The 20,678-nt window shown below is 39.5% G+C and carries 16 protein-coding genes; 4 read left to right on the forward strand and 12 right to left on the reverse strand.

Features of this window, described 5'->3' with window-relative positions; all coding sequences use genetic code 11:
* Positions 1 to 336: 336 nt before the first annotated feature.
* On the reverse strand, positions 337 to 1,158 hold the full coding sequence (locus DQ356_RS01410; RefSeq protein WP_114302667.1) for a purine-nucleoside phosphorylase: 822 nt from the start codon (positions 1,156 to 1,158) through the stop codon (positions 337 to 339).
* Positions 1,142 to 2,167 carry a tetraacyldisaccharide 4'-kinase gene (gene lpxK, locus DQ356_RS01415; RefSeq protein ID WP_114302813.1) on the reverse strand — a complete coding sequence of 342 codons (1,026 nt, stop codon included), beginning with the start codon at positions 2,165 to 2,167 and terminating at the stop codon, positions 1,142 to 1,144. Before lpxK ends, DQ356_RS01410 begins: the two co-directional genes overlap by 17 nt.
* Before the next feature lie 80 nt (positions 2,168 to 2,247).
* On the opposite strand from lpxK, the gene truA reads away from it, so the two are divergent.
* Both truA and DQ356_RS01425 read left to right on the forward strand, forming a co-directional pair.
* The gene (gene truA, locus DQ356_RS01420) at positions 2,248 to 3,027 is read left to right on the forward strand and encodes a tRNA pseudouridine(38-40) synthase TruA (RefSeq protein ID WP_114302668.1); all 780 of its coding nucleotides are present in this window, start codon (positions 2,248 to 2,250) and stop codon (positions 3,025 to 3,027) included.
* A gap of 102 nt (positions 3,028 to 3,129) precedes the next feature.
* A complete protein-coding gene (locus tag DQ356_RS01425; RefSeq protein ID WP_114302669.1) occupies positions 3,130 to 4,881 on the forward strand; it encodes an ABC transporter ATP-binding protein in 1,752 nt (583 codons plus the stop codon).
* 31 nt (positions 4,882 to 4,912) lie between these two features.
* Here DQ356_RS01425 and pyk read toward each other — a convergent pair whose 3' ends face one another.
* From pyk to DQ356_RS01460, 7 genes are all read right to left on the reverse strand, one after another.
* Complete coding sequence (pyk, locus tag DQ356_RS01430) at positions 4,913 to 6,355, reverse strand: pyruvate kinase (protein ID WP_114302670.1); 1,443 nt, start codon at positions 6,353 to 6,355, stop codon at positions 4,913 to 4,915.
* Positions 6,348 to 6,818, reverse strand: coding sequence for an IPExxxVDY family protein (locus tag DQ356_RS01435; RefSeq protein ID WP_114302671.1), 471 nt, complete (start codon positions 6,816 to 6,818; stop codon positions 6,348 to 6,350). The genes pyk and DQ356_RS01435 overlap by 8 nt, the downstream gene beginning before the upstream one ends.
* Positions 6,790 to 7,557 (reverse strand): ribonuclease III, encoded by a 768-nt coding sequence (gene rnc / locus DQ356_RS01440; RefSeq protein ID WP_114302672.1) that lies wholly within the window; start codon positions 7,555 to 7,557, stop codon positions 6,790 to 6,792. The genes DQ356_RS01435 and rnc overlap by 29 nt, the downstream gene beginning before the upstream one ends.
* Positions 7,558 to 7,566: 9 nt before the next feature.
* Entirely contained in the window at positions 7,567 to 8,814 is a 1,248-nt protein-coding gene (gene fabF / locus DQ356_RS01445; RefSeq protein WP_114302673.1) for a beta-ketoacyl-ACP synthase II, read from the reverse strand.
* A 27-nt stretch (positions 8,815 to 8,841) separates the two neighbouring features.
* The gene (locus DQ356_RS01450; RefSeq protein ID WP_002976354.1) at positions 8,842 to 9,081 is read right to left on the reverse strand and encodes an acyl carrier protein; all 240 of its coding nucleotides are present in this window, start codon (positions 9,079 to 9,081) and stop codon (positions 8,842 to 8,844) included.
* Positions 9,082 to 9,343: 262 nt separating this feature from the next.
* The gene (locus DQ356_RS01455) at positions 9,344 to 13,924 is read right to left on the reverse strand and encodes a fibronectin type III domain-containing protein (protein WP_114302674.1); all 4,581 of its coding nucleotides are present in this window, start codon (positions 13,922 to 13,924) and stop codon (positions 9,344 to 9,346) included.
* A gap of 232 nt (positions 13,925 to 14,156) precedes the next feature.
* Positions 14,157 to 15,377, reverse strand: a complete 1,221-nt coding sequence (locus DQ356_RS01460) for a M43 family zinc metalloprotease (RefSeq protein ID WP_166413033.1) — start codon at positions 15,375 to 15,377, stop codon at positions 14,157 to 14,159.
* Positions 15,378 to 15,554: 177 nt separating this feature from the next.
* Here DQ356_RS01460 and DQ356_RS01465 point away from each other — a divergent pair, with 177 nt between their 5' ends.
* Positions 15,555 to 16,016, forward strand: a complete 462-nt coding sequence (locus DQ356_RS01465) for a hypothetical protein (RefSeq protein ID WP_114302676.1) — start codon at positions 15,555 to 15,557, stop codon at positions 16,014 to 16,016.
* A 75-nt stretch (positions 16,017 to 16,091) separates the two neighbouring features.
* On the opposite strand, the gene DQ356_RS01470 is transcribed toward DQ356_RS01465, so the two are convergent.
* Positions 16,092 to 19,001, reverse strand: coding sequence for a reprolysin-like metallopeptidase (locus tag DQ356_RS01470; RefSeq protein ID WP_114302677.1), 2,910 nt, complete (start codon positions 18,999 to 19,001; stop codon positions 16,092 to 16,094).
* A gap of 255 nt (positions 19,002 to 19,256) precedes the next feature.
* On the opposite strand from DQ356_RS01470, the gene DQ356_RS01475 reads away from it, so the two are divergent.
* The gene (locus tag DQ356_RS01475; protein ID WP_126723217.1) at positions 19,257 to 19,574 is read left to right on the forward strand and encodes a hypothetical protein; all 318 of its coding nucleotides are present in this window, start codon (positions 19,257 to 19,259) and stop codon (positions 19,572 to 19,574) included.
* Position 19,575: 1 nt separating this feature from the next.
* Here the strand turns inward: DQ356_RS01475 and DQ356_RS01480 are convergent, their stop codons facing one another.
* A complete protein-coding gene (locus DQ356_RS01480; protein WP_114302679.1) occupies positions 19,576 to 20,235 on the reverse strand; it encodes a DUF6048 family protein in 660 nt (219 codons plus the stop codon).
* Complete coding sequence (locus DQ356_RS01485; RefSeq protein WP_114302680.1) at positions 20,201 to 20,674, reverse strand: DUF6452 family protein; 474 nt, start codon at positions 20,672 to 20,674, stop codon at positions 20,201 to 20,203. Before DQ356_RS01485 ends, DQ356_RS01480 begins: the two co-directional genes overlap by 35 nt.
* Between the last annotated feature and the right edge of the window lie 4 nt (positions 20,675 to 20,678).

Below are 20,678 nucleotides of genomic sequence, written 5' to 3' on the forward strand. Positions count from 1 at the left end.
TTTGATCTTGTTTCTTTATTCTAAAATCTCATTCTTACTGCAACGCCGGTATATCTTTTCACGGGGTAATGCAAAATATTTTTTATTTCCTGATGAAAAAATCCGAAACTCTAAAAGTATCAAAAAGCAAAAATCTCCTTCCCAATAAGGAAAGAGTGAATCTGAAAATATGTTTTTAAAACTTTTGGAACAATGGATAACTTCAAAAGGAGTGCAAATGTACGATTTAATTCTTTATTCCACAAGTTATTATAAATCCAACACCAACTTTATTCAATCAGATAAAAAAACTCATCGTTAGCGATTAAGGTTTATAATTTTTATTTAAAGTGATTTTTAATCTTCGTAATAGTTTCTCACCAAGCCTTTCACAATTTTAATGACGTTCGGCATGGCTTTATCGGCTGCTGCCAACACTTCTTCATGGGAAACGGTAAAAGCAATTTCAGGGCCCCCCAGATCGGTGATTATTGAAATCCCGAAACAGTTCATTCCCTGATGTTTCGCAACGATCACTTCCGGGACGGTACTCATTCCTACAGCGTCACCACCCATGGCGCGTACCATTCCGTATTCTGCTGGTGTTTCAAAAGTAGGACCTTGCAGAGCGAGATAAACCCCGGAATGCATTTTAATATTCTCTTCTGATGCTACTGATTGTGCGGTTTCAATCATTTTTTTATTGTACGGCTCGCTCATATCCACAAACCTTGGCCCCAATTCATCTATATTTTTCCCGCGAAGTGGATGCTCAGGCATCATGTTGATATGATCCCGAATCACCATAATGTCGCCAACATTAAAATAAGGATTCACGCCACCAGAAGCATTGGAAAGTATCAAATTTTTAATTCCTAACGAATGAAAAACCCGAAAAGGGAAAGTAACGGTTTGCATATCATGTCCTTCATAATAATGAAATCGGCCGCTCATCATCAGTACTTTTCTCCCTTCCAGCATTCCGTAAATGAGCTTGCCTCCATGTCCTACGACGGTTGTTTGTGGAAAATGTGGAATTTCATGATACTCCAAAATATGTTCCGCCTCTACTTCATGTTTCAAAGCTCCTAAACCAGAACCCAAAACAATCGCAAATTCAGGAGTTTCACGAATAATATTTTTGATGAAAGTAGCGGTTTCTTTAATTTTTTCTAACATAATTCATAATAATTTGGTTGAATTCCTGATGTTGGTCGATATTGACATTTATAGGCCAATAGAAAACCAAATCTCTAAGGTAATCAAAAGTTTTTAAACGCACATAGTCCTTTTCAGTCGTAAGAATGATTCGGTATTCACCCATTTTTTTATACTCGTTGAGAATATTTTTTACATCATTATCTGAAAAATGGTGATGATCTTTAAATTTAAGATGCTTCACGCGGTCAGAAAACCGTGAGAGATGTTGCAAAAGCGGTTTTGGATTGGCAATTCCTGTGATGAGGAGAATATCATAGTACGCCAAATTATTATCCGGCAACTTTTTATCAACGGAATAAATATGTTCATCATAAGAAATAGAAGAGAAAAACACACGCTGATTCTCTCGTGGCCTGATTCTGGAAATAAAATACTGTTTCTTTTCATCCGTCAAATCCGGAGGACATTTTGAAACCATAATGATTTGTGCTCTTTTTGAGTTTCTTCTGCTTTCCCGAAGATCGCCTGCGGGCAAAACAAAATCTTTGAAATACGGATCATTATAATCAGTCATCAGAATATTCAGTCCAGCTCTTATGGCACGATGCTGATACGCGTCATCCAATACCAGAACATCCAGCTCCATATCTTCGATGATTTTTCTGGCACCGGGAACTCTCTCTTCCGAAACTCCGATGACGAAACGGTTTTTGTATCGCTCAAAAAGCTGCATCGCCTCGTCGCCAACTATTTTGTAATGACTGTCATAATTAACAATTCCGTAGCCTTTTGTAACTCTTCCATAACCGCGGGAAAGCACACCAGTGCGATAATTTTTTGAAAGAAAATCGGCCAGATACATTACCATAGGCGATTTTCCACTGCCTCCTACAGAAAGATTTCCGACATTGATAATCGGTGTTCTGAACTTTGTGCTTTTAAAAATTCCAAGATTATAAAAGATATTCCGGAAAGTGGTGATCAAATTATAAACTAAGGAAAACGGGTAGAGATACCATCTTTTCATTACGAATGCAAAAGTAATGATTTTCATGTTTTCTAAAAATTAATCTAAACTGAGTTTTCAACAAAAGCGGACTTTAACTGATGAAATTAAATTATTTTTGCAGCATAAAAATCATAAGGTTTACTGTTTTGCGTTATTTTATTGAATTTTCATACCACGGCAAAAATTATTTTGGCTATCAGATTCAACCCAGGGAAGTATCTGTACAAGAAGAATTGGAAAAAGCACTATCCACAATTTTGAGAGAAAACATCAAAATTACAGGAGCCGGAAGAACCGATACAGGCGTTCATGCCCGGAAAATGTTTGCGCATTTCGATACATCACTTCTGCTTTCTGAAAAATTGCCATCTCAACTCAACAGTTTTTTGCCGCCGGATATTGCCGTCAAAAAAATTTTTAATGTAAAAGCGGATTTACACGCGAGATTTGATGCAACTTACCGAACATATGAGTATTATATTTCTCTGGAAAAAAACCCTTTCACACAGGATTCCGCATGGCAACACTGGAAAAGGAATATTGACATGGATCGAATGAACGAGGCTTGCAAAATACTTTTTGAATATGACGATTTCGAAAGTTTTGCTAAAACCGGTGGCGACAATACAACCCATCTTTGCAAAATATACAAAGCGTATTGGGAAAAAAATGAAGCTGAATTGAAATTCACCATTTCAGCCAATCGGTTTCTCCGGAATATGGTGCGCTCGATAGTGGGAACTATGGTAGAAATTGGAACAGGAAAAACAGAACCTGAGGAACTTAGAAAAATTATAGAAAGTAAAAACAGAAGCAATGCAGGCACTTCAGCTCCCGCACACGGGCTTTTTCTGGCCGATGTAGGTTACGATTTTTGACTTTTACAGAAATTATTTCCCGATCCGCTTCCGTCTAAATTGCTTATTTTTGCGCTACCTTTTTAGATACTCGGCTTTTTATAGCTATTCCCGGTTTTAAAAATGAAAAAACAAAGTACCTGGCAAATCATCAAAAGACTCTTTACGATTGGGATGAAATTCCGTTCGTGGTTCATCATCGCATTGCTGATTTCAGTGGTTTTATCCATCGTTTCCACGTACAGACCCTATCTTACGATGCAAATTGTAGATACCGACATCATTCAACTTCGCGACAAATCGCTGATGATGAAACACATCTACTGGCTCATCGGACTGGTAGTATTAGAGACTTTTTTGAATTTTTTCCTGGTTTGGTTTTCCAATTTTATTTCTCAAAATGTTATTCGAGATATCCGGGAACGGTTGTATCATAAACTCATCTATTTTAAAACTTCTTTTTTTGATAAAACACCAATCGGACAATTGGTAACGCGGGCTGTAGGTGACGTAGAGACCATTGCCACAGTATATACCGACGGTTTCCTGATGGTTTTCGGAGATATTCTCAGGATTTTATTTGTATTGGTCATGATGTATCAAACCAATGAAAACCTTACGTACATTTCCCTGATTATTCTTCCGCTCATGGTATTCAGTACCCGATTTTTTCAAAAACGGCTGAAAAAAGCTTTCGGTGATGAACGAACCTGGACTGCGCATCAGAATTCATTCGTACAGGAACGTTTGACGGGAATGCAGATTATTCAGGTATTTAACCGTGAAGAGCAGGAATTTAAAAAATTTGAGGAAATTAATAAAACTCTGAAGTCGGCATTGCTAAGAACCGTCTTTATTTTCTCGCTGTTTTTTCCGGTAGTAGAACTTATTTCATCGGTTTTCATCGGCTTTATTCTGTTTTATGGCGGTTATATCACCATTAGCGCAGGAGTTGTGATTGCATTTATTCAGTATATTTCAATGTTGATTCGCCCGTTGCGGCAGATTGCTGACCGTTTTAACAATATCCAGCGAGGTATTGTAGGTGCAGAAAGAGTGTTGGGATTAATAGATGAAGATTTTGCGCTTCCAAATAATGGAACAGTAACCAAAAATCATTTCGAAGGGAAAATAGAATTTAAAAACGTCCATTTTTCTTATGATGAAAAACAGGAAGTACTGAAGGGAATTAGTTTTACTGTAAATCCTGGGGAAAACGTAGCGATCGTTGGTGCAACCGGTGCGGGAAAATCAACCATTATCAGCCTGATTACCAGATTATATGACATTAATTCCGGAAAAATTCTGATTGACAATGTTGATCTGAAAGATTATGAACTCTATAACCTTCGGAGCCATATTGGCGTGGTGCTTCAGGATGTATTTTTGTTTCACGGAAGTATTGCTGAAAATCTTGCTTTTGGCGACGATACCATTAGTTTAGACAAAATAAAAAAAGCAGCGGAAGAAATTGAGGTAGATGAATTTATTCAACAACTTCCCGGCGGTTATGATTATGTAGTAAGCGAACGCGGAAGCTCCATTTCACTTGGACAAAGGCAACTCCTCTCCTTTTTACGAGCGTATCTTTCTGATCCTAAGATTCTTATTTTAGATGAAGCCACTTCTTCTGTAGATCTGGAAAGTGAAAAATTAATCCAAAAAGCGACGGAAAAAATCACGAAAGACCGAACGTCCATTATCATTGCGCACCGCCTTTCTACGATCGAGAAGGCAGATAAAATCATTGTGATGGATCAGGGAATTATTGTGGAAGAAGGACCACACACTGAACTTTTGCAAAAAAACGGATATTATGCCGCTTTATACAGCGCACAGTTGAGGACAGCTTCTGCTGAGAATCAGGAACAGTAAAATAACCTCCTGCTTTTACACAAGACTTATTTTATATCGTCGTTAATCTCAAAGTATTGGTTTTGCCGCTGTCTTCTACCGGAGTAGCATTTAAATTAATCACAAAATCACCTTCCTCAACGAAGCCCAAATCTCTGACCATCTGATTCACCTGAATAATGGTTTCATCGGTAGATTTTGTTCCGTCGTAATAATAAGCGTGAACACCCCAAAGCAGGTTGAGCATTGTGGTGACCCTTTTGTTGGAACTGAAGACAATAATGTGGGAATTCGGGCGGTGTGCAGCAATTTGAAACGCAGTATATCCTGAATGGGTTAAAGTGATGATGGCTTCCACATCGGTAGTTTTGGCAATTCTTACCGCAGCAAGACAAATTCTGTTGGTGATGAAGCGGCTGTCAATGCAATTGAATTCTTTCTCGATGGGCGCGTTTTTCTGAACATAGAAACTGGTGCTTTCGATATTCTTCACAATTTTGGCCATATTTCTCACTACTTCTACGGGATATCTTCCGACAGAGGTTTCTCCGGAAAGCATGACTGCATCAGCGCCATCCAGAACGGAATTGGCTACATCATTCACCTCGGCTCGCGTGGGCGTAAGGCTTTTGATCATCGTTTCCATCATTTGTGTGGCAATAATAACCGGCTTGGAATGGTGTCGGGCTTTTTCTACCAAAATTTTCTGAATAGCCGGAACTTCTTCCATAGGAACTTCCACTCCAAGATCGCCTCTGGCCACCATCAGTCCGTCACATTCCATCAATATTTCATCAATATTTTTGACACCTTCAGGTTTTTCAATTTTAGCGATGATGGGTGTTCTCTGTTGATTAGGATGCTTTTCAATCAGTTTTTTGAGATCAATAATATCCTGCGCATGGCGAACAAATGACAAAGCAATCCAATCGATTTCTAGATCAAGCATCAGTTGAACATCCTGAATATCTTTTTCGGTAAGTGCTGGAAGTGAAACATTGGTATTGGGTAAATTAACTCCTTTTTTAGAGCTCAAAGGGCCTCCCTGAATGGTCACTGCTTTTACGGTATCCAATTCGTTGGTTTCTGTGACCTGCAATACCAGCTTTCCGTCGTCAATCAGAATTCTTTCGCCTGCTTTTACGTCTCTGGGAAATTCCGTATACGTCATATATACTTTGGTGGAATCGCCTTCTATTTTCTCATTGGTAAAAGTTAGGATGTCGCCCGGATTCAGATAGGAACCTTCTTCCACTACCCCAACCCGGAGTTTGGGGCCTTGCAGATCGCCCAATATCGCTACCGAAGTTCCCAATTCCTGATTGAGTTGGCGGATCATGTTTACATTCGCATGAACTATCTCGTAATCGGCATGTGAAAAATTGATTCTGAAAATATCAACTCCGGACTTAATGAGCTCTGTCATCATTTCTTTTGATGAAGAAGCCGGGCCCAGGGTTGCTATTATTTTTGTTCTTTTTAAATATTTATTCATAATACTGAAGGATATGATAAAGCTCCTCGTCAGATGTCAAAAGAATTTCCTGAATCTGAAAAGTAAGATTTTCAGGCAGCAAAATTACGGAAAATTCATTTAAGCTGTCTGAGCTGCTGATAATATAATCTGTATCGTGAAAATTATTTAATAAATACTTAACATTCTGTTCCTCAATAAAAAGCTCATTGATTTCTTTTTTCTGAAAACTTTCGGAAGATTTATTGGAAATAAAACGGTAGCAAGTTTGGGTTTCTTTACTATATCCTTCAAAGACTGGAAAGAAATACCGGAAGTAATCGCCTTCTACAATAACATCATTAATCCTTTGAAAAGAAAAAGTATTGATTTTGTTGACATGAAAAAAAAACTCAAAATCTGGCATCTCTTTGGCCATCCTCACCAGAGCTATTGTGACTTCTTCTGTATCCGTATCATCCAGAATGATTCTTTGAATTTCCAATGATATTTTCTTTTTTATTTAAAACATAAAATGCTCTCTGTGCCGCTTTTTCTTCAGCTTTCTTTTTGGAAGTTTCTGTTGCGTTGGCTGTTTTTTCATCGGCAATCCAAACCGTACAGCGAAAGACCGTATTTTTACTTGGACGGGATTCTTCGCAAGTTTCATACTGAATGCTGACTTTATTTTTCTGTGCCCATTCCAAAAGCAACCCTTTGTAACTGACAATTTTATTTTCCAGCTTGGTCATTTCCGAGGGTGTAAGAAGTCGTTCCAACACAATTCTTTCACAAGCACTATAGCCAAGATCGAGATAAACGGCACCTATAAGTGATTCAAAAAGGTTTCCTGAAATATTCTCGCTGAGTGTACAGGTGTTTCCTGTTTGGATGTATTTTGTGATTTTAAGATCGTCGCCGACTTTATTGAGGTTTTTCCGGTTGACAATTTTAGATTTCATCTGAGTCAGATACCCTTCATTAGCTTCCGGATAAGTAGTGAAAAGATGACAGGAAATAATAGAACCCAAAATGGAATCGCCTAAAAACTCCAAACGTTCATAATTATTGAATTCCTGATCTTTCTGAGGAGATTTCAAAGAGAAAGCTTCGCGGTAGAGACTGATATTCTGAATTTCACAACCAATGATTCTACCGATTTCAGAACTCAGATAATAATCCTTCTCCGATAATACTTTTTTTCTTTGTTTCAGGAATTTAGGAAAGTACTTCTGCAACTCCATCGTACTGATTTACAGTTTTTTAAACAGAACACATGCATTATGGCCACCAAAACCAAAGGTGTTGCTCATCGCCACATTTACTTCTTTTTTTACAGCTTCATTAAAGGTAAAATTCAAACGGCTGTCAATATTTTCATCATCTGTAAAATGATTGATCGTAGGCGGCACGATTCCGTGGATAATGGTACCCAGCGCGGCAATGGCTTCTATGACACCAGCTGCGCCTAATAAGTGGCCCGTCATGGATTTTGTGGAATTGATCTGAATATCAAACGCATGTTCTCCCAACAATTTGGAAATGGCATTTGATTCTGCAATATCGCCTAACGGAGTAGAAGTACCGTGCATATTAATATGATCTACCTCGTCGGCAGTAACTTCTGCATCATCCAGACAGTTTTTCATCACCATATACGCACCCAATCCTTCGGGATGAGGAGCGGTCATATGATAAGCATCTGCACTCATACCTCCTCCTTTCAGTTCTGCATAGATGGTAGCACCCCTTTTTTTGGCATGTTCATACTCTTCTAAAATGATACTTCCCGCTCCTTCGCCCAGTACAAAACCATCCCGGTCCTTATCAAAAGGCCTGGAAGCTGTTTGAGGATCATCATTTCGGGTTGAAAGTGCCATCATGGCATTGAATCCTCCTACACCACTTGCTGCAACAGCTGCTTCTGATCCACCACAAACAATGACATCAGCTTTGCCCAGTTGGATGAGCATTTTCGCATCAATAATAGCGTTGGCAGATGAGGCACAGGCAGAAACGGTGGTATAATTGGGTCCGTGAAAGCCGTATTCCATGGAGATATGTCCTGGAGTAATATCAGCAATCATTTTCGGAATAAAAAAAGGATTGAATCTCGGCATTCCTTCTGAAGCAGCAAAACCAAGAACTTCTTGTTCAAAAGTTGCAAGGCCGCCAATTCCGGATCCCCAGATAACGCCTACCCGGTTTTTGTCTACATTGTCTTCCATAATACGGGAGTGGGAAACAGCTTCCTTAGCAGCTACCATTCCCAACTGGGTATTACGGTCCATTTTTTTTGATTCTTTCTTATCAAAATGGTTTAACGGATCGAAACCTTTTACTTCGCAGGCGAATTTTGTTTTAAAATTTGAGGCATCGAAAAGAGTAATAGGAGCGGCTCCGCTCTTGCCTTTCACAAGGTTTTCCCAGTATTCTTTTGTGTTGTTGCCAATAGGCGTTACAGCACCAAACCCGGTAACTACTACTCTTTTCAATTCCATAAATTATTGTTTTCTGTTAAAGAAATATTACTTGTTTACTACTTCTTCGATGTAAGCGATAGCGTGACCTACAGTAGTAATTTTTTCTGCCTGATCATCAGGGATCTGGATGTTGAATTCTTTTTCAAACTCCATAATTAGTTCTACAGTATCCAAAGAATCTGCTCCTAAATCGTTGGTGAAGCTCGCTTCTGGAGTCACTTCTGTTTCTTCAACGTCAAGCTTATCAGCGATGATAGCTTTTACTCTTGATGCAATGTCTGACATAGTAATTTATATTTTTAATTGTTGATAATTGCTGCAAATATATAAAATTCTTTAAGAATTCATGTTTTTTTATTCTGATTTAAGGAAATATTGAGGAGTGTTATTAGTTCCAAAGCCGGATTTTTCACGTTATGAATGAGATAAGAAAGTGAATTTAATTATTCTTCTCTGCGATCGAAAATATTTTGCTTTTCTGTTGTCTTCCTTATAAAAAAAGAAGCCCTCCAAGAAGAGGGCCTCAAACAATTAAAGTTTAAAACTGTTATTCTTTAATGAATTTCCGCTGAGCAGATTGACCATTTTTAGCTTCAATATTGATGATAAAAATACCATTAATTAATCTGCTAACATCAATCTTGTTGCTGAAAATACCTCCAGATTGAACCAACTGGCCAATGGCACTGTAAATGGTATATTTAGAACCATCTTCAACTCTGGTAATATTCAGAACATTTTTCACAGGGTTTGGATAAATTTGAATTTGAGTCAGATCCAGAATATTGGTAGCTAATGGTTTTACAATTCTTACGTTGTAGTCTTCCACTTCTCCAAATTCAAACACGGAACACATTTCTGGCGAGCTGGTTCTGCTCATCGCTACTCTCATCACAACAAATTTATCTAATGTGAGGCTGGCGTAGGCGCTTGCAGGGACACTAAAGGTTCCGGATACATTCGCTTCTGTATTTGGCGGCGTCATCAATATTCTTTCGTCATTGGTAAATAATCCATCTCTGTTAAAATCAATCCAGACAGTTACTGCGGCATTTCGCGGTGTTCCATTCCATGATTTCGTTATAGAAATCTGATTATTATTAGATCCTTGTAGTAAAACGATAGATCTGGTTATATCTCCTACATAAGAAGTATAATTGGATGCACCCGAGTTACTGTTCATTTCTGCATTTCCAAAAGGTTTAACATTAACATTGGAAATATGTTCCGCTGAACTGTCGGTGGAGCCCATTCCACAATAGTTTAATCCTGGAGTAGTGAATACATAAGGATCTGTAAAGATCTGAGTTCCTCCATTACACACATTCGCAATCTGGACTTCATATTGGGTTTCTTCTGTTAATCCGGTGATGATGTAATTATTAACCGACACAGGAGCAGAAGTCCATCCTGCGGAAGATCCTACTTTTCTCCATCTGACAATGTAAGTAGCACCGGGAACTGCATTCCAGTTTACCTGAGCCTGAGTCATGGTAAGATTGGTAATGGATAATCCGACCGGAGCCATTTCACAAGTGGAAAGCGTTGTAAATACTTTCGGGGTTGTATAAATATTATAGGTAATGGAACAAGCAGAAGCTATTCTCACTTCATAATTCGTATACGGCAATAGCCCTGAAATCGTATAAGAGTTTGTATTTACATTGACAACTGTCCATGTGGTTCCACCTACTTCTCTGTACTCTAATGTGTAGGTAAAAGGAATCATCGGATCCCAGGTTACAAGCGCTGAAGATGAAGTAATATTATTAACTGTTAATCCACTTGGCGGGACAGGGTTACATTCTGTGGTAAACTCAATATGCGCATACGTTCCTTCTACTCCCTGACATACTGCAGCAACTTCAACCTCATACAATTGAGATGAAATAAGGTTACTCAAATCAATGGAATTAGTAGTTGCCGGCCACGGTGCAGCAGGAACCGGAATAACAGAAACCCAACCTGTTGTTCCTACAGGACGGTATCTTACTACATAAGAAGCGCCGCCAATATCCTGAGGCCAGGTAATAGTAGCCGTGTTATGCGTAATAGCAGAAGCAACCGGTAATGGTGCTGTATTATTACAAATTACAATCATCACATTATCTACAGCCGCTGGAGGATTAGTTCCTGCGGAAGCATTATTTCTCCATTCAAAAACAACCCGCATAGTTTCTCCAGCAAAACTGCTTACGTCTAATGCCGGATCTTCATATGTCTGCCAGGTATTCTGCAGTTGGAAATTACCGGCAATAGGAATTCTTCCCGGTGCAGCAGCAGTTTGTGTTCCGGCAACCGGCATATAATCAATCGGCACCAGCCATACTCTCATATAATCATTATTGTTTTCTCCATCTGACTTCCAGTCGAATTTAAAAGTAACGGTAGTAGTTCCTGGAGGTATGATAATATCTCTGTACGCCTGTACTACACTTGGTGCAGTGATGGTATACTCATTAGCTGCTCCGTTATTATTGGAGATATAGATCGCATTGGCAGGATTTCCCGTTGCTGAACCGTATGCCCATTTATTTGGCTGCGACCCGTTAATAAAACCAAAATCATTAGGTCCCGTAAAATTCTGAATATACGGAATAGTAGCCGGAATCTGGTCTGTTGTAAAATATCCTCCCGAGACCCAGAAACTCGTATCGCCCGGACCACAATTGGAACGCACCCACCAGTAATAAGTGGTGTTAGGAGTAAGCCCAGTGACGTTGTGTGGCGAACTTGCCGCAGAACCTGTAGGAGCGGTAGTTGGCGTAGGCGGAATATTAGATGGTGATAGATAGTAATGATAACCTTGAGCAGGTGCAGGTACTGCTGCCGTCCATGATAGTGTTGCTGAAGTGGAGGTTATATTTGAAGATGCTAAGTTGGATGGTGGCACTCTACAGGCATTTACCGAAAAATTAATATTATCGATCGCCGCAGGAGGCTGGGTTCCAGTTGTTGCATTATTTCTCCATTCAAAGACCAAACGCATGACACCAGTAGTAGTTGCAAAGCTGAAAACAGGCACGTTAGTATTCAGATAGGTCTGCCAGGTATCTTCCAATTGGAAATTTCCTCCAATTTGAATTTTACCACCCCCCGCTGTCAATGCTGCACCTGGAACAATAGTATGAGAAACCGGCACCATCCATACCTTGAAATAATCCTGTCCGCTCTGTCCTTCAGATTTCCAGTCGAACATCAGTGAGCCAAGGGTAGATCCGGTAGGAATTATAATATCACGGTAAGCATGCGCATAACTTGTGGAAGTAATCGTATAAGCATTGGATACTCCATCGTCATTTGAAATATAAATTGAGTTTGGCGGATTTCCTTCTGCGGCACCGTACGCCCATTTATTTACTTGATTCCCAACAAAAGTAAAATCGTTAGGACCTGTAAAGCTTTGATGATAAGGCACAGGAGCCGGTATCTGTCCGGTAGTAAAACTTGGTCCCGGTATCCAGATGCTTCTGTTTGTTGTGCTACATGCTGCGCGAACCCACCAATAATAAGTTGTATTTGGTGTTAAACCAGACACTGCGGCAGGTGAAGACGGAGAAGTACCTGAAGGAACCGTGGCTGCAGTTGGCGGCACATTGGAAGTTGAAATATAATATTGGAATCCGTTGGCCGGTGCTGGACTTGGTCCGCTCCATGGCAAACTAACAGAGTTCGCAGTAATAGCAGTTGGAGATGAAGTAGTCGGTGCCAAACAAGTATGCACTAAGAAATTAATATTATCAATAGCTGCTGGTGGATCGTTAAAAACCGAAGTATCATTTCTCCACTCAAATACCAAACGGACAATACTTCCTGCAAACGAACTGAGATTGACTGATTGGTTAATATAGGTTTGCCAGTTCGCCTGTTGATTAAAATTAGAACCTATTTGAGTTCTGCCTGTGCCGGAAGTTATCTGGGTGCCTGCAGTTGGTGTAAATGTGGTTGGTACCAACCATACTCTAAAATAATCATAGGTACTTTCTCCTACAGCTTTCCAATCAAACATCAACGTAGCAAGATTAGTTCCTGCAGGGACGGCAATATCTCTATACGCCTGTACAACTGATGTCGTATTGGAATACGTGTTAGTCAATCCATCATTATCCGAGATATAAATAGAGTTGGCCGGATTACCAGCTGCTGATCCATAAGCCCATTTATTGGGTTGTGTTCCGTTTATAAAACCAAAATCGTTAGATCCGGTAAAAGACTGCACATACGGCATAGTAGCAGGAATCTGGCTGGTACTAAAACTGTCACCTTGTATCCAAGCAGTTTTATCTGTTGCTGAACACACAGAACGCACCCACCAGAAATATGTGGTACTGGGCGCTAACGCCAGCACTGCTGAGGTAGCCGTTGTGGCTGTTCCTGCTGTAGTTGGCAATGGAGGTGTATTGGTAGTAGTAAAATAATACTCATAACCCTGGGCCGGAGCAATCGCTGGTGCGTTCCAACTGATTGTCGCAGCAGTAGCAGTTATATTGGTAGGAGTCTGAGGAGTGGGAACAAAACAAGTAGGCGCTTGCAAAACCTGAACTTCATCCAATAAAACATTATCATAAAAATACCCATTACCTGCAACATCTTTGTCAACCGTAAACCTTAATTGAATCGTTGATCCAACATAGGACGCAGCTAAAGGTATTCCTACCGTTCTCCATTCATTTGAGTTGGTACTATTGGCCCATATCTGTACCCATCCACTACCGTCATTCACATGAACTTTCAATTCATTATTATCATAGCTCGGAGGTGTTGTACCTGTTGATGACGAAAGATGATTTTTAAACCATTCAAACTGAACATAAGGTACAGTTAAGCCCGTCAAATTTATTTGGGGAGAAACAAGTTCAACATTGTGAATATTAGCGTAAGGTGAAGAAGCATCTACCCAAGCATATGTTCCTGCTGGTTTGCCATTGTTCGTAGTACCATAATCGGGAGCTCCTGAAAACCTCCATAACGCATAAGTAGATGTAGAAACGGGATTCTGGTTCGTCCAGCATGGAGGCAAAACTCCCGTACTAAAGGACTGTTGAAACGGCACCGTAACAGGAGGGCAAGCTTGTCCTGATACGTGAGCCATGAATCCCATAAATAGCATTAATAAAAATTTCTTCATAATAACTTTTTTTAAGTTGACACTAAAGATTAACGTATTACACCAGTACTGAACGATTTCCTGAATACAATAAGTCCATACTAGATACTTTATCCTACAAATCTAAATAATTTTTATGATTAACTGAATAATAATGAATAAAAAATTAAAGTATTCAACAATGATTAGGAAATGGATAAAAAAAATCCTCTGATCAAATCAAAGGATTTCAATAGTGTGTAACATTAAAAATTTATTTCTTTACAAACTTGAGTGATTTAATAAACTCACCCTTCATATAGGCTCGTACATAATAAACTCCCGCTGGTAATTCACTTACTTCTATTTTTGTAGTTTCATCTTTTCTCAGAGATTTTTTCACTAAACGTCCTTCGGAATTAAAAATATGAAGTTCATCGATCTTCACCTGTCCTGAAACTGAAATATATTGTGTAGTAGGATTCGGAAAAACAATCACGCTGTTCATCATCTCCACATCGCTTACCGACAAAACAGTACAGGCATTACTATTGAGTAAACTTGCCCTTGGCCCCATAAGCGCATTTCGAGTAATTGTTTTTTGATTATTGGTAAACATGGCCATTGCTCTGTCATCTACATAATCCATATAATTCATGAACATGGCTCCATGTGCAGTGGGAGTACACATATAAGTATTATTCGGATACGTGGGTGCCCCGTAATAAGGATTAAACGTTGCTGGAGTATCGGCACAATAATCAGTATTTGCCGGACTTCCACAGGTAGAGTTATCATCGCCCCAGATATGATCCAGTCCAAAATAATGGCCAATCTCATGGGTAGCTGTTCTTCCCTTATTATAAGGATATTGTGCTGTACCTGTGGTTCCGAAACAAAAATATCCAATGGCTAAACCGTCAAATGGATATCCTGCAGCACCGGGCTGATATGCCCAACCCAAAAGGCCTCCCGTAACATTTCCCACCCAGATATTCAGATAACGCGTTGGATCCCAAGCGGCAAGTCCTGAAGCAGTGTAATAATTATTATTGAAGTTGAAACTAGCGGCTACAGATTTCCTTTGTACCCCTGTGGTCGGGTTCCCATTAGGATCTACCGTTGCCAAACAAAAAACCAGTTCCATATCGGATGCAAATGATTGGAAATAAGGAGGAACTGCTGTGGAGAAATCAGTATTTAATTTTCGGAAATCAGCATTCAGGACCGCCAATTGTGAATCAATCTGAGCCTGTGAAATATTCATCGTTGTATTGGAATACAAAACATGTACAACTACTGGAATGGTAACAACCGTTTTCTTGGCCTGGAATTGATGCTCTGTATTCAAAAAGTTCCTGAGATCCTGACGCTTAGCCTTTTCTGTGGGGTTTGCATTATAAAATTCTTCCATTTTTTGCGGAGTTACACATACTCTCTGCGCCGCTACCGACACCACTAAGGTAGAAAACAAACCAATTAATATTTTCTTCATAAATTTTTTTTCAAAGATAAATTTTTCTTCTTTCAGTTTATAATATTCTTCGATTTTTAAGCCTATCATATTTTTAAAATAAAATATCACAAAGAAACACATTTGAAAAAAATAGCTATTCCTGTCTAAATTCATCCCTTTTATACTTACTTTTATAGCTTGATAAATGAAGAAAACATGAGAAAGCTATTTGTAACACTACTGCTTTTTGGGCTGGCATTCAGTTCCTGTAATTCTCAAAAAAATGAAAAAAACGCCCAGCAGTATTCTAAAAACACACCTGCAATTGTGAAAATTGAACTATCGGAGCGTACCAGAGGACACTCACGATCCATTTCCGTCACTCCAGAGATGACGAAAATAACAGTCAATCGTCAGGAAAATAACAGCCGTCAGGATAAAGAATTATGGGACAAAATAACAGCCGAAACCCAAAAAATTGACGTGAAAAACATTGCGAGTTTCCCTGCGCCTTCGGAAAAGCGCCGTGTGGATGCTGCCTTAGCGTCATGGATTGTCATCACCACCAAAAATGAAACGTATTCATCAGTTTCGTTTGATTCCGGAAACCCTCCTTTAGAACTGAAAGCATTGTATAAAATACTGTCCGCCCAATTCAGTTCAAACGAAAAGGAATAACATTACATTCAAAAATCACTGATCAAAAAAGCCGCTCCACAATCGTGAAACGGCTTTTATCTTAAAGATTAATTCTTATTTTTTAATAAACTTCACACTTCCATTGAAGTCTTTATCCGCAATGGTAATAATATAATTACCTACAGTAAGCCTGGAAACATTCACTTTATTATCTTTCACTGTGCCGGTATCCACGATCTGGCCTATGGCATTATGAATCTGATAAACCGCTTTATCGGACACTTTGGTAATATTCAAAATATCAGAAACAGGGTTCGGATAAACTCTGAAATCATCTTTTCCAACTTCCTGTGTGGACAAACCTGTGGTAACCATCACAGTATAATCTTCTACTTCTCCATAAGCACCTAGTGCCGAAGTCATACAAGGATAAAGCTGATAAGTGGCACCCGCCTGACCGTAAAAAGAAATCACTCTCATTCGGTAAGGGATATTCTCTACAGCAATTGTAGGAACAGAGAATGTTACCGAGGCAACCCCTGTACTGGATGGGCTATTCATAATAACTTCCTCAGGAATATCTCCGAAAGTACCATTAGCATTATAATCAATATAAGCCTGCACTGCATTCGGATAAGGTGTTCCGCCCAGCCATCCTTTGGTTACAGCTAAGGTGTATTGCTGGCCAGCTCCTTTCACAAGATTAATTTGTAATGCAGGATCATTAGTGTAATTAGAATAGGTACTGGCACCAGAACTGTTATTAACGTTAGCCAATGTTACATTTGCAATATGATCATCTGTTGCATTTGCTGAAGAAGCACTACAGTATACAAGAGTTTTAAACGTCTTTGGCGTTGAGTATGCTCCTGTAACTCCGGAGCAAATGGCTGCAACTTCAACTTCATACATGGTATTATTGGTCAGTGCAGATAAAGTAACCGGTGAATTACTAAAAGAGCCTGTTTGCCAAGCTGTTTGTCCCACCACCCTGTATCGCACAATATACGTAGCACCTAACATTGGATTCCAAGAAACCGTTGCTTCAGAACCTGTAACACCTGAAATCATCACGTTCTGAGGAGCAGAACCATCACAGTTAGAATAGGTCACAACGTTCACGGATTGCACAGCATAGAACACATTATTAATTGCTGAAATTCTTAATTTAATAGTTTGCCCATTTAGAGACGCTGGGAAAGATAATGCCTCTGAACCATCATTTGGAGTAGATGCCGCCAAAACTGTCCAGGTAGCACCATTATCCGTCGTATAATCTATTTTCACATTGGCAACATTGTAAGGAGCCACATTGGTTCCTACCACATCCCATGAAATCACCGTCGGCGCATTGGTGTTTGCATTTTGGGTGTTTATTTTAAAGGGGCCGTTATTTCCAACATTAATAATCTGCTCCGCACTGTTAGTCTGCTGTTGTGCGGGATTAGGATGATTGTCTCTTACCGTAACAACAAAATTAAGAGTTCTGGCTACATTGGATACCGTTTCCCAATTCGCTTGAGAAGTTAAGTTTCCATTCAGCACTTCACTCAGTCTCGGGAAATACCTTGTAGGAGATGTGGAAGGCAAAACAGATCTGAAAATAGGTTTTGTGGTACTGGTTGGATCAACATTCGTGGATGGAGATGTGGCGCTGTTAAACTGTTCCCATGTATAGGTTAACGGATTATTTTCCGGATCTGTAGCTACAGCCGTCAGCGCAAACGCAGTCCCTTTAGGAATCGTGTAGGTAGGCAATGCTTGAATACTTGGAGGATTGTTTGCTATCGGTGTTTCTACATCGCAAGCTTTGGCATTCAGATTCTGCTGAACCTGTATGATACTTGCCACGTGAAAATATGCATCTGCATGGTTCTGTACATTCGAAGTAGTAATTCCGGCATAACTCATAATGGTTGAACCAGAACCTGGCTCCATATTAGTACCCGTACCTTCCAAATTCATGGAAAAAGTGTGGGTTGCTCCCAACTGATGTCCCATTTCGTGGGCAACATAATCAATATCAAATGCATCTCCTTGAGGCACAGTACTGCTGGTAAAAGCCGAACCTTTAGCTGTAGAATTGGCATTTGCAGGATTAACACAAATACATCCAATACATCCTGCATTCCCGTTTCCTCCAGATTGCCCGAATAAATGTCCAATGTCATAATTTGCATTACCTACCACGTTGGTCAGGGTTTGCTGCAGCTGTACATTCCAGTTATTTTGGCTGGTATAAGGATCCGTACCGGGATTCAAATAAATGATCGCAGGGAAATTCTGCAGATTAAGATGCAATGCGAAATCTTTTTCAAAAATCCCGTTCACGCGTGTTAACGTAGCATTGATTGCAGATAAAGCACCTGCAACGGTTCCGCCATGATACTGCGTATATTCTCCTGTAACGGATACCGCCAGCCTCAGCGTTCTGTATTTTTTATCGGAGCTTTTTGCAAAATCGGTCGGATTATGAGAAAAAGTACTTCCATTCTGATATAAAGCATTCATTTGAGCCTGAGCAGCTGAACCTTCTTCGGTAGAACACACGAAGCTGCCTTTTTCCGGATCTATCGTTTTGTAATGCACTCCATAAACAGTTTTATCAGCGTTCATCGGAGAAATAAATTCATACTTGCCGTTTTTGATAATCATCGACTGAAAATCTACCGGGGAAGTGCTGAATCTGATATATTTGGAAGGATCATCCAACCCCACTCCTACATAAGATCCTAAATCATACTGAACCGCAAGTTCTTTGTCAACAACAGGGAAACTGTATACGGTGAAACGCTCCACTTTGCCGTCCATTGTAGGTATAGAAACCTGTACGCCTATCGATCCTCTGCCCATTTCGGGAGCATTTTGAAGTTGCGATTTCAGCGTATTCATGTCTAATGTGTAAAATTGCCGTACATTAGAGTCTTCGATTTTAGTTTTTTCTCTGTGATTGGTTTTTGTCCATTGTGCATTGGTAAGTCCAAAACTTAATGCCATAAACAAAAATGCAAACCTTTTTTTCATTTTTTTATTTTAATGGGTAATTTTGCAAATATATATAAATTTACAGAATGGAATAAATTTGATGATGTTTATATTTTTGATTTAATTTTGCTCCATAATTATTAAAGTTTCTATTCTATGTATATAAAATCTTTTTTTCTTGCGTTTTTTACGCTGCTGCTGTTGCATTGTAATGCACAAAAAAATAATGATTCATCAAATGCAATAACTGAAAAATCATCGGATCGCCCTTTTCAAAAAATAGAACTGGAAGAAATGACCCGCGGATCGAGAAGGATGATTGTGATAACACCAAACTTTAAAGAGGTTGAAATTAACCGGAAAATTACCACTCTTAAAACAACGGAAACGGAATGGAAAAACCTTCAAAAGTTAATTACCCAACTGAATCCGGATAAAATAGAATCCTTTACTCCTCCCACCAACAAAAGGTTTTATGACGGAGCGATGGCTGCAACTATAAGGGTAAACATTGATGGTACAGTTTATTCTTCACAAACTTTCGATGCCGGAAATCCTCCCGAACAACTGGCCACTTTATATCGCAAATTGGTTTCGTCTTTTAAAGAATAAGTTAGAAATGATACGCCAGATTCCACATAAATCCGAAGTTGAATTTCCCTGAGCTCTGCCCAAAACCCGGAACCACCATAGGCTGGATATCCTCCTGCTTCGTAGAGAATATCAGGTATTTCGGCTGCACATTCACATCGATGTAGAAATTGCTGGAAAAAAGTTGTACCCTTCCACCAATTACCGCTTCTGCCCAATACGAAGATTGCGAAGACGATGGAAAAGATTCAAATGAACTGCTGCCGCCAAATCCACGGATCGGAACCGCACGATATTCCTGATGATAAAAAGAGGCCGCCAATTTAGCACCGGCATAGAAACCATTTTGCGCATGTTCAGGATCTCTCATCAGCATATAAAACCCGCCTATTTTCACAAAAGGGCCATTTACCTCCGCATCATATCCGTTTTTCTGATAAATATTCTTCTCAAATCCTGCATCTGCAACAGCGTGCAGTCTTTCTTTCAACCTAGTGGAAACAAATCCCTGATACACCTTTCTTTCCGAAAAAAAGGAAATTCCGGCATTCAGCACATCAATGCCAACCATGAAATTAGGATCGTATCGCCATTTTTCTTTCTGCTGTGTTTCATTTTCCTGCGAAAAGCCCAATGCAAAAAGAAAGCTAAAAAAGAAGAAAAAGATGCGTTTTGTTCTCATTTATAATTTCATTTTGAGCATTTTCAATCCCCGGAACGGGGCCAACAGTTATGATTTCCGAAGAAACATTTTCATACAGTTTTCTGATACCACACGCTGGCGACACATATTCTGTTTTATCGTTATATTTTACTCGGATCTGAGATTTAATCCCTTGTTGCGACGTACTGATATAAAGGTCTGTAAAACCATGATCATCTACCCGCAACGGGACAAAAACCGAGTCCGTTGCCGTTCTTCTTTCAATCACCGGAACCACTCCGTTACCATAATCTACACTTACGAAAAGAGAATCCATTGTTTTGGGTTTTCCGGTAGTATAGGTTTTAAATTTAATCTTCATTCGAGGCGTCCCTTCACCTCCGGCACAAATATCATCATCCGTACTGCAGGAAAACAGAAAAAGAAAAACAGCAAAAAACAGAACGGCGGTTCTCATCTTT

Source organism: Chryseobacterium lacus (assembly GCF_003336205.1).
Taxonomy (GTDB): domain Bacteria; phylum Bacteroidota; class Bacteroidia; order Flavobacteriales; family Weeksellaceae; genus Chryseobacterium_A; species Chryseobacterium_A lacus.

What these genes read in the sequence shown, in the direction of transcription:
- DQ356_RS01410 (WP_114302667.1), bottom strand. Translation starts at nt 1,158, where the DNA reads ATGTTAGAAAAAATTAAAGAAACCGCTACTTTCATCAAAAATATTATT.
- lpxK (WP_114302813.1), bottom strand. Translation starts at nt 2,167, where the DNA reads ATGAAAAGATGGTATCTCTACCCGTTTTCCTTAGTTTATAATTTGATC.
- truA (WP_114302668.1), top strand. Translation starts at nt 2,248, where the DNA reads ATGAAATTAAATTATTTTTGCAGCATAAAAATCATAAGGTTTACTGTT.
- DQ356_RS01425 (WP_114302669.1), top strand. Translation starts at nt 3,130, where the DNA reads ATGAAAAAACAAAGTACCTGGCAAATCATCAAAAGACTCTTTACGATT.
- pyk (WP_114302670.1), bottom strand. Translation starts at nt 6,355, where the DNA reads ATGAATAAATATTTAAAAAGAACAAAAATAATAGCAACCCTGGGCCCG.
- rnc (WP_114302672.1), bottom strand. Translation starts at nt 7,557, where the DNA reads ATGGAGTTGCAGAAGTACTTTCCTAAATTCCTGAAACAAAGAAAAAAA.
- fabF (WP_114302673.1), bottom strand. Translation starts at nt 8,814, where the DNA reads ATGGAATTGAAAAGAGTAGTAGTTACCGGGTTTGGTGCTGTAACGCCT.
- DQ356_RS01450 (WP_002976354.1), bottom strand. Translation starts at nt 9,081, where the DNA reads ATGTCAGACATTGCATCAAGAGTAAAAGCTATCATCGCTGATAAGCTT.
- DQ356_RS01455 (WP_114302674.1), bottom strand. Translation starts at nt 13,924, where the DNA reads ATGAAGAAATTTTTATTAATGCTATTTATGGGATTCATGGCTCACGTA.
- DQ356_RS01460 (WP_166413033.1), bottom strand. Translation starts at nt 15,377, where the DNA reads ATGAAGAAAATATTAATTGGTTTGTTTTCTACCTTAGTGGTGTCGGTA.
- DQ356_RS01465 (WP_114302676.1), top strand. Translation starts at nt 15,555, where the DNA reads ATGAGAAAGCTATTTGTAACACTACTGCTTTTTGGGCTGGCATTCAGT.
- DQ356_RS01470 (WP_114302677.1), bottom strand. Translation starts at nt 19,001, where the DNA reads ATGAAAAAAAGGTTTGCATTTTTGTTTATGGCATTAAGTTTTGGACTT.
- DQ356_RS01475 (WP_126723217.1), top strand. Translation starts at nt 19,257, where the DNA reads ATGACCCGCGGATCGAGAAGGATGATTGTGATAACACCAAACTTTAAA.
- DQ356_RS01480 (WP_114302679.1), bottom strand. Translation starts at nt 20,235, where the DNA reads ATGAGAACAAAACGCATCTTTTTCTTCTTTTTTAGCTTTCTTTTTGCA.
- DQ356_RS01485 (WP_114302680.1), bottom strand. Translation starts at nt 20,674, where the DNA reads ATGAGAACCGCCGTTCTGTTTTTTGCTGTTTTTCTTTTTCTGTTTTCC.